The organism is Herpetosiphonaceae bacterium, from assembly GCA_036374795.1.
Taxonomy (GTDB): domain Bacteria; phylum Chloroflexota; class Chloroflexia; order Chloroflexales; family Kallotenuaceae; genus LB3-1.
The window spans coordinates 1-10,310 of the sequence record DASUTC010000256.1 but is presented as its reverse complement, the minus strand read 5'-3'; the positions used below and the strand labels follow the sequence as shown (position 1 = coordinate 10,310).

Below are 10,310 nucleotides of genomic sequence, written 5' to 3'. Positions count from 1 at the left end.
ACGCCGATCCAGCACCACTTCCTGGCCCAGGCGCTCCCCAACCCGCATCACTTCAACCAGGCCATGCTGCTGGACGCCGGCGAGCCCCTCGATCCGAGCGCGCTGGAGGCCGCGCTTCAGGCCGTGCTCCGGCACCACGATGCGCTGCGGCTGCGGCTGGAGGCAACGACGACCGGCTGGCGGCAATATCAGGCCGCGCCGGACGAAACCCCGCTGCTGACCACCATCGACCTGCGCGCCGTGCCGCTGGCCGAGCAGCCCCAGGCGCTCGCGGAGGCCGCCAGTGCTGTCCAGCGGTCGCTGCACCTCGCCCACGGCCCGCTGCTGCGCGCCGCGCTCGTCCAGCGCGGCCACGCGCAGCCCGACCGGCTGCTGCTGGTGGGGCATCACCTGGCGGTGGATGCCGTCTCGTGGTCGGTGCTGCTCGCCGACCTCGAAACCGCCTATCGCCAGCTCGCGCAGGCGCAGCCGCTCGCGCTGCCGCCCAAGACCACCGCGTTCCAGCAATGGGCCGCACGGCTGGTGGCGTATGCCACGTCGCCGACGCTGCTGGCCGAGTTGCCCTCCTGGCTGCGCGTCGTTCAGCGCGCGCTCCCGCCGCTGCCCGTCGATTTCCCCGGCGGCGCGAACACGTTTGCCTCAACGCGCAACCTGATGATCCAGCTTGAGGCAGCGCAGACAGCATCACTGCTGCACGAGGTGCCGCAGGCGTACCAGACGCAGATCATCGACGTGCTGCTGACGGCGCTGGCCCAAACGCTCACGCGCTGGAGTGGCAATGCGGTGCGGGTCGCGCTGGAAGGCCACGGGCGCGAAGACCTCTTCGCCGAGGTCGACCTCGCGCGCACGGTGGGCTGGTTTACCGCGCTCTATCCAGTACTGCTGGAAACCGACGGGCGGGCCGGGCTGGGCGAGCAGCTCAAGGCGATCAAGGAGCAGTTGCGCCAGATCCCGCAGCGCGGCATCGGCTACGGCCTCCTGCGCTATCTCAACCAGAGTCAGGAAACCGCGCCGCTCCGCGATCACGCGCCGGTAGAGGTCAACTTCAACTACCTGGGCCAGATCGATCAGGGCGTGCCGCAAAAAGGACTCTTTACGCCTGTTCGGGAGCCGATCGGCCCTGAGCAAGATCCTGAGGGCCAGCGCGCCCATCTGATCGAGATCACCTGTTTTATCAGCGGCGGTCAACTGTTGGTTGGCTGGACGTTTAGCACGGCAATCCATGAGCAAGCCACGATTGAGCGGCTCACTCAGGACTATATGGCATCACTACGCGCGCTCATTGCGCACTGTCTCTCACCCGACTCCGGCGGGTTCACGCCTTCGGACTTTGCAGAATATCAGTGGGATCAGACCGATCTCGACGATATTACCGCAGCCATCTCGAAATCTTTGGGAGTTGCCTAAATGACGATAAAAAAGGACATTGAAAGCTTTTATCCCCTCTCGCCAATGCAGCAGGGCATGCTCTTCCATACGCTGTACGACGATGGCTCAGGTATGTACGTCGAGCAGCTGATCATTCCCGTGCAGAGCACGCTGAATGTCGCTGCCTTTCAGCGCGCGTGGGAGCAGGTTGCCCAGCGCCACTCGATCTTCCGCAGCACGTTTGTCTGGGAAGGCATTAAGACGCCGGTGCAGGTTGTTCATCGCCGCGTCGATCTGCCCTGGGAGCTAGCCGACTGGCGCGATCTGTCGGCGGACGAGCAGCAGGCCCGGCTGAAAGCGTTTCTCGACGCCGATCGACAGCGCGGCTTCGATCTGGCCCACGCACCGCTGATGCGCCTGGCCCTCTTCCGCGTCGCCGACGACACCTACCAGTTCGTGTGGAGCCAGCACCATATGCTGATGGATGGCTGGTCGCTGCCGCTGGTGCTGAACGAGGTCTTTGTCCTCTACGAGGCGGCGCTCCAGGGACGCGAAGCGCCACTGCCGCGACCCCGGCCCTACCGCGACTACATCACCTGGTTGCAGCAGCAAGACCTCGCGCAGGCCGAGCGCTTCTGGCGGCAATTTCTGGCAGGCTTCACCTCGCCCACCCCCCTTGGCGTCGATCGCGCGCTGGGACCGGATGCCGGACCCGGCGATTATCGCGAGGTGGAGCGCCTGCTTCCGATCGAGCGGGCGACCACGCTCCAGGCGCTCGCCCGCCAGCACGGCCTGACGATGAACACCGTGATGCAGGGCGCGTGGGCGATCCTGCTGAGCCACTACAGCGGCGAGCCGGATGTGGTCTTCGGCGCGACTGTCTCCGGGCGACCCGCCGAGCTGCCAGGCGTCGAGAGCATGATCGGCCTGTTCATCAACACACTGCCGGTACGCATTCAGATCCGGCCTGAGATGACGCTGCTCGACTGGCTCAAGCAGGTCCAGGCGCAGCAGGCCGAGCTCCGCCAGTACGAGTACAGCCCCCTGGTGCAGATCCAGGGCTGGAGCGACGTGCCGCGCGGGCAGCCGCTCTTCGAGAGCCTGCTGGTCTTCGAGAACTATCCGGCCACAGCCGCAGGCCGAGGGAGTGATACAGGGAACGGCGCTCGGCCCAGCCTGGCCTTCGGCAAAATGCAGGCCGTGGAACGCACGAACTATCCCCTCAACCTCATGGCGGGCATGGGCGCGATGCGTCTGAATTACGATCGGCAGCGCTTCGACGACGCGACGATCGAGCGGATGCTGGGCCATCTGGAGATCGTGCTGGCTCAGATTGCTGCGCAGCCCCAGCAGCGCCTTGCCGATCTTGTGCTGCTGACGCCTGAGGAGCGCCAGCAGCAGCACGATTGGAACACAACCGCCGCGCCGTATCCAGCGGATGCCTGCCTGCATCAGCTTGTCGCAGCCCAGGCAGCGCGGACGCCGGATCGCGATGCGGTGGTCTTTGGCGGCGAGCGTCTGAGCTACGCGGAATTGAACAGCCGCGCCAATCAGCTCGCGCACACCTTGCAGGCGCGCGGCGTGGGGCCGGATGTCCGCGTCGGCCTCTGCGTCGAGCGCTCGATTGACGCGATGGTCGGCGTGCTGGGTATCCTCAAGGCGGGCGGCGCATGCACGCCGCTCGATCCGGCCTATCCGCGCGAGCGCCTGGCCTTTATGCTGGCCGATGCGCGCGTTCCGATCCTGCTGACTCAGCAGCATCTACAAGAGCATCTGCACCCAGAGGGTACCCGGCACCAGACACAGGTGATCTGTCTCGATGCCGACTGGCCGACGATCGCCCAGTCGCCCACCGAGTCGCCCGGGTCGCCGGTCACGCCCGATCATCTGGCGTGTGTGATCTATACCTCAGGCTCCACCGGACAGCCAAAAGGCGTGGGCATGCCGCATCGTCCGCTGGTAAACTTGCTGGACTGGCAGCAGACGACGATCCCCGGCGCGCGCCGCACCCTGCAATTCGCGCCGCTGAGCTTCGACGTGTCGTACCAGGAGATCTTCTCGACCTGGAGCACCGGCGGTACGCTCGTGCTGATCTCAGAAGAGCTGCGGCGCGATACCCTGGCTCTGCTCGACGAGCTGGATAGCGCGGCGGTGGAGCGGCTGTTCGTGCCGTTCGTCGCGCTTCAGCATCTTGCCGAGCAGGCGCAGGAGGCAAAGGGCCTGCGGCATATGCGCGAGATTATCACCGCAGGCGAACAGTTGCAGATCACACCCGCGCTGGCCCGCTGGCTGGCTACCACTCCTGAGTGTACGCTGCATAACCACTATGGCCCGACCGAAAGCCATGTCGTGACGGCATGGACGCTCACAGGAGCGCCCACCGCGTGGCCGCCGCTCCCACCGATCGGCACGCCGATCGCGAACGCCCGAATCTGGCTGCTCAACAGCGCGGGCCAGCCGGTGCCGGTCGGCGTCGTCGGTGAAATCTACATCGGCGGGACGGCGCTGGCGCGCGGCTATCTCGATCGTCCCGATCTGACGGCGGAGCGCTTCGTGCCCGATCCGTTCGGCCCAACCCCCGGCGGACGACTCTACCGCACCGGCGACCTGGGACGCTACCAGGAGAATGGCGCGATCGACTATGTCGGGCGGCGCGACCAGCAGGTCAAGGTGCGCGGCTACCGCATCGAGGTCGGCGAGATCGAGGCCGTGCTGGCGCAGCATCCCGCGGTCCGAGAGGCCATCGTCGTCGCGCGTGAGGAGAGCGGCCACAAGCGGCTGGTAGGCTATGTTGTAGAGAACCAAGAACGGGAGCCATGCCCAGAGGGCACCCCGCGTCTTGGTTCTTCCCAGGAACTGCGCCAGTTCCTGGGGCAGCGGCTGCCCGACTACATGGTGCCGAGCGCGTTCGTCTTCCTCGATGCGCTGCCATTGACGCCGAGCGGCAAGGTCAATCGCCGCGCGCTGCCAGCGCCGGATCAGCTCCGTCCCGATCTTGGCGACGCATATGTCGCGCCACGCACGCCCATCGAGGAGATGCTGGCGCAGATCTGGGCCGAGGTGCTGCATGTCGAGCGCGTCGGCGTGCATGACAGCTTTTTCGAGCTGGGCGGCCACTCGCTGATGGCGACACAGGTCATCTCACGCATCCGCGAGGTCTGTCAGGTCGATCTGCCGCTGCGCGCGCTCTTTGAAGCGCCGACCGTCGCCGGATTGTCCGAGCGTATCGCCAGCGCGCGCTTTGAAGCGCCAGAGCTGATCGCTCCCCCGATCCAGCCGGTGCCGCGCGACGGCACGCCGCTGGTGCTTTCATTCGCGCAGCAGCGGCTCTGGTTCTTCGATCAGCTTCAGCCCGAAAGCGCGGCCTACAACATCTCGACGGCGCTCCACTTCGAGGGCACGCTTGATGTCGCGGCGCTGGAGCAGAGCTTGAGCGAGATCGTCCGTCGTCACGAGTCGCTGCGGACGGTTTTCGCGCAGGGCGGCGACCTGGGACAGCCGATCCAGCTTATCGGCCCGGTCGAGCCGCTGCCGCTGCCGCAGATCGGCCTCGACTTCTTACCGCCTGAGGAGCGTCTGGGCGAGGCGATCCAGATGGCCTCCGAGGAGGCGGAGCGGCCCTTCGATCTCCAGAGCGGGCCACTGCTCCGCGCAACGCTGCTGCATCTCGGCCCAACCGAGCACGTGCTGCTGCTGAACATGCATCACATCGTCTCCGATGGCTGGTCGATGGGCGTGTTTATGCGCGAGATGACCGTGCTTTACCGGGCCTTCGCTACCGGCTCGCCCAGCCCGCTGCCGGAGCTGCCAATTCAGTACGCCGACTACGCGGCCTGGCAGCGTAACTGGCTTCAGGGCGATGTCCTATCGGCGCAGCTCGACTACTGGAAGCAGCAGCTAGGCCCAGAGGGCACCCCCGTGCCGACGCTCCAGATGCCCACCGATTATCCGCGTCCGCCGGTTGCCACGCTGCGGGGCGCGGTTCAGGAGTTTGCGCTACCACAGGCGCTCGGCGAAACCCTGAAGGCGATCAGCCGCCGGGAGGGCGCGACGCTGTTCATGACGCTGCTGACGGCCTGGCAGGTGTTGCTGAGCCGCTACAGCGGCCAGGACGACATCGCGGTCGGCACGCCGATCGCCAACCGCACGCGCGGCGAGGTCGAGCGCCTGATCGGCTACTTCATCAACACCCTCGTGCTGCGTACCGACCTCACGGGCGCGACGACCTTCCGCGAGGCGCTTCAGCGCGTGCGCGCGACGGCGCTCGGCGCGTATGCCCACCAGGATCTGCCCTTTGAGCAGATCGTGGATGCCGTGCAGCCGGAGCGCGACCTGAGCCGCCACGCGATCTTCCAGGTGATGTTCGTGCTGCAAAACGCGCCGATGGACCCGGTTGAGATGCCTGGGCTGCTGTTCAAGCCGCTGGCGATTGCGCGCACGACCACCCGGTTTGATCTGACGCTGACGATGGCGGAAGGGCCGCACGGCCTGACCGGAGCGCTGGAGTACAGCACCGATCTGTTCGAGCCGGAGACGATCACGCGGCTGATCGGTCACTTCCAGACGCTTCTGACCGAGATCGCCGCGCAGCCAGCGCAGCCGCTCGCCAGCCTCTCGCTGCTGACGCCGGGCGAGGAGCATCAGGTGCTGATCGACTGGAACGCGACAGCACGCGAGTATCCGCACGATGCCTGCATCCACACGCTGTTTGCCGAGCAGGCGGCGCGCACCCCCGACGCGATCGCGGCGGTCTTCGAGGATCAGCAGATCGCCTACGCCGAGCTGGATCGGCGCTCGAATCAGCTTGCGCGCTACCTCCAATCGCTGGGCGTCGGGCCGGACGTGTGCGTCGGCGTCTTCATGGAGCGCTCGCTCGATCTGGTGGTGGGTCTGCTCGGCATTCTCAAAGCGGGCGGCGCGTATCTGCCGCTCGATCCGAGCTACCCCGCCGACCGGCTGAGCTTCATGGTGGCGGACTCGGCGGCTCCGGTGCTGCTGACGCAGCGCAATCTGCTGCTGGACCTGCCCGATCATCAGGCGCAGGTTGTCTGTGTGGATACCGATTGGCCGACGATCGCCCGATCGAGCGCCGCACCGGTCGCCAGCGCCGCGACGCCCGACCATCTGGCCTATGTGATCTACACGTCAGGCTCCACCGGCAGGCCAAAGGGCGTGATGGTCCCACACCGTGGCGTCGTCAACTTCTTTGTCGGCATAGACGAGCGGATCGGGGAGCCGCAGCCGGGCACGTGGCTGGCCGTGACCAGTATCTCGTTTGACATCTCGGTGCTTGAGCTGTTCTGGACCCTGACGCGCGGCTTCCAGGTGGTAGTGCAGCGCGAGGCCGACTACAGCCAGGCGCAGAGCAGCGCCCACGCCGACAAGCCGATGCAGTTCAGCCTCTTCTACTTTGCCAGCGACGATCGCGCCGATACGCGCACCCAGTATCGCCTGCTGATGGAGGGCGCGAAGTTCGCCGATCGGCACGGCTTTACGGCGGTCTGGACGCCGGAGCGCCACTTCCACGCCTTCGGCGGATTGTATCCCAATCCGTCGGTGACGAGCGCGGCGATTGCGGCGATCACCGAGCGCGTGCAGATTCGCGCCGGAAGCGTCGTGCTGCCGCTGCATAATCCGATCCGCGTCGCCGAAGAGTGGTCCGTCGTCGATAACCTCTCGAACGGACGAGTCGGCATCTCGTTTGCCTCAGGCTGGCACGCCGACGACTTTGTCTTCGCGCCGGAGCGCTTCACCACGCGCAAGCAGGCGATGCTGGAGCAGATCGAGACGGTGCGCAAGCTCTGGCGCGGCGAGGCCGTGCCGTTCAAGGGCGGCGCTGGCAATCAGGTCGATATTCGGGTTTCGCCGCGACCGGTGCAGGCCGACCTCCCCATGTGGCTGACAGCGTCGGGAGCGCCCGAAACGTTCAAGACCGCAGGCGCGCTCGGCGTCGGCGTTTTGACGCACCTGCTGGGACAGACCGTTGAGGGTCTGGCCGAGAAGATCGCGCTGTATCGCGCGGCCTGGCGCGAGCATGGGCATCCCGGCGACGGCCACGTGACGCTGATGCTGCATACTTTTGTCGGGAAAGATCTCGATGTCGTGCGCGAAACTGTGCGCGAGCCGTTCACCAACTACCTGCGCACGTCGCTGGACCTGATCGGCAATCTGGCGCGCAGCATGGGCCGCGATCCGCAGGCCGAGGACTTTTCCGAGGACGATATGACGGCGCTGCTCGATCACGCCTTCGATCGCTACTTCGAGACGAGCAGCCTGATGGGCACGCCCGACATATGCCTCCAGATGGTCGACCGACTCAAAGGCATTGGCGTCGACGAAGTTGCCTGTCTGATCGACTTTGGCGTCGAGGTGCAGACCGTGATCGATAGCTTCGATTACCTGATGCTCCTGCAAGAGCGCAGCAACCGCTACGCCCGCGCCACGGCGGACTACTCAGTGCTGGCGCAGCTCAGCCGCCACGGCATCTCGCATATGCAGTGTACGCCCTCGATGGCGAATATGCTGCTGCTCGATCCTGAGGCGCTGACGGCGATGGCCTCGCTGCGTAAGCTGATGCTGGGCGGTGAGGCGCTGCCGCTGGCGCTGGCCGATCAGCTAACCAGGGCGCTCGATGCCGAGCTGCACAACATGTACGGCCCGACCGAGACGACGATCTGGTCGACGACTCAGCAGGTCGAGCGCGGCAGCACGGCGATCTCGATCGGACGCCCGATCGCCAATACCGAGATCTATATTCTTGACCGCTACCTCCAGCCGACGGCGATCGGCATTCCCGGCGATCTGTATATCGGCGGCGACGGCCTGGTACGCGGCTATCTCAATCGCCCGGAGCTGACCGCCGAGCGCTTCATTCCCAATCCCTTCGGCGGACGGCCCCACGGCGCGCCCGGCACGCGGCTCTACAAAACCGGCGATCTCGCGCGCTACCGCGCGAACGGCACGATCGAATACCTTGGCCGCGTCGATACGCAGGTCAAGATCCGGGGCTACCGCATCGAGGTCGGCGAGATCGAGGCCGTGCTCGGCGAGCATCCTGCCGTCCGTGAGGCCGTCGTCGTCGCGCGCGATGACGCGACCTCAGCCGACTCGTCGGCGAAGCGGCTGGTAGCCTACGTCGTGCCGCACGAGACGATGCCCGCCATGAACGAGCTGCGCAGCTTCCTCGAAGCGCGCCTGCCGGGCTACATGGTGCCCGCGCTGATCATGGCGCTGGATGCGCTGCCGCTGACGCCCAACGGCAAGGTCGATCGCAGCGCGCTGCCGGCTCCCGATCAACTGCGCCCCGATCTGGAGACGGACTTTGTCGCGCCGCAGACGCCGATCGAGCAGATGCTCGCCAACATCTGGGCCGACGTGCTTCAGGTGGGCGAGGTCGGCGTCACCGATAACTTCTTTAGCCTCGGCGGCAACTCGCTGCTGGCGACGCTGCTCGTCTCGCGCATGCGCGAGGCGTTCCAGGTCGATCTGCCGGTGCGGATGCTCTTTGAAGCTCCGACGATCGCCGGACTCTCGCAGCGCATCGTGCAGGCCCGCACCAGCGACTCGTCGCTGCTGCCGCCGCCGATCCGCCCGGTGCCCCGCGACGGCGCGCTGCCGCTCTCGTTCGCGCAGCAGCGGCTCTGGTTCATCAACCGCTTGCAACCGGACAATCCGGCCTACAACGAGCCGACCGCGATCCGCGTGAGCGGGCCGTTCGATTTCGCGGCGATGGAGCACACGATCAACACGATCATCCGGCGGCACGAGGCGCTCCGCACGACCTTTACGATTCAGAATGGCGAGCCGGTGCAGATCATCGCCGCGCCGCAGCCGCAGCCGCTCCCGCTGATCGACTTGCAGGGCATTCCTGAGGCTGAGCGCGAGGCGGAGGCGCGCCGCGTGGCGCGCGAGGAGGCGCACCGCCTGTTCGACCTTGAGCGCGGCCCGCTGTTCCGGGTGACGCTGCTGCGGATCAGCCCCGAAGATCATGTCATCCTGCTGATGCTGCACCATATCATCAGCGATGGCTGGTCGAATAGCGTGATTATTCAGGAGTTGAAGACGCTCTACAACGCCGAGGTCAAGGGCGAGCCCGTCACGCTGCCAGATCTGCCGGTCCAGTACGCCGACTACGCCGTGTGGCAGCGCGACTGGCTGCAAGGCGAGGTCGTCGAGGCGCATCTAAGCTACTGGCGGCAGCAGTTGGCCGATGTGCCGCCGCTGCATCTGCCGATCGACCACCCGCGCCCACCGATCGCCTCATTCGAGGGAGCGGTCGAGCACTTTGTGCTCTCGCAGCCGCTGCGCCAGGCGCTCAACACGATCAGCCGCCGCGAAGGCGTGACGCTTTTCATGACGATGCTCGCGGCGTTCCAGACGCTGCTCGCGCGCTACACCGGCCAGGACGATGTCGCGGTGGGCACGCCGACCGCCGGACGCAACATGCGCGAGACTGAGGGCATGATCGGCTTCTTCATCAACACGCTGGTGCTGCGCACCGATCTATCGGGCAATCCGAGCTTCCGCGAAACGCTCCAGCGCGTGCGCGAGGTGGCGCTGGGCGCGTACACGCATCAGGATCTGCCATTCGAGCAGATCGTGGATGCCGTGCAGCCGGAGCGCGATATGAGCCGACAGCCGCTCTTCCAGGCGATGTTCGCCCTTCAGAACGCGCCAGCGGCAGCGCTGGAATTGCAGGACTTGACGATCAGCCCGATCCCGATCGAGCATACATCGACCAAGTTCGATCTTGATCTCAGCCTGATCGAAACCGAGCAGGGCATGGTTGGATCGCTGCACTATAGCACCGATCTGTTCGAGGCCACGACGATCCGCCGCATGCTGGCGCACTTCACGACGCTGCTCGAAGGCATCGCCGCCAATCCCGATCACCGTCTGGCCGCGCTGCCGCTGGTGACGGAGTCCGAGCGCCAGCAGCTCAT

At 66.1% G+C, this 10,310-nt stretch carries 2 protein-coding genes; both read left to right on the top strand.

Features of this window, described 5'->3' with window-relative positions; translation table 11 throughout:
* Positions 1-1,407, top strand: a 1,407-nt coding sequence (locus tag VFZ66_18990; protein ID HEX6291277.1) for a condensation domain-containing protein, incomplete at its 5' end; no start/stop codon positions are given.
* Positions 1,408-10,310: amino acid adenylation domain-containing protein (locus tag VFZ66_18985; GenBank protein ID HEX6291276.1), on the top strand; the 8,903-nt coding region annotated here is incomplete at its 3' end.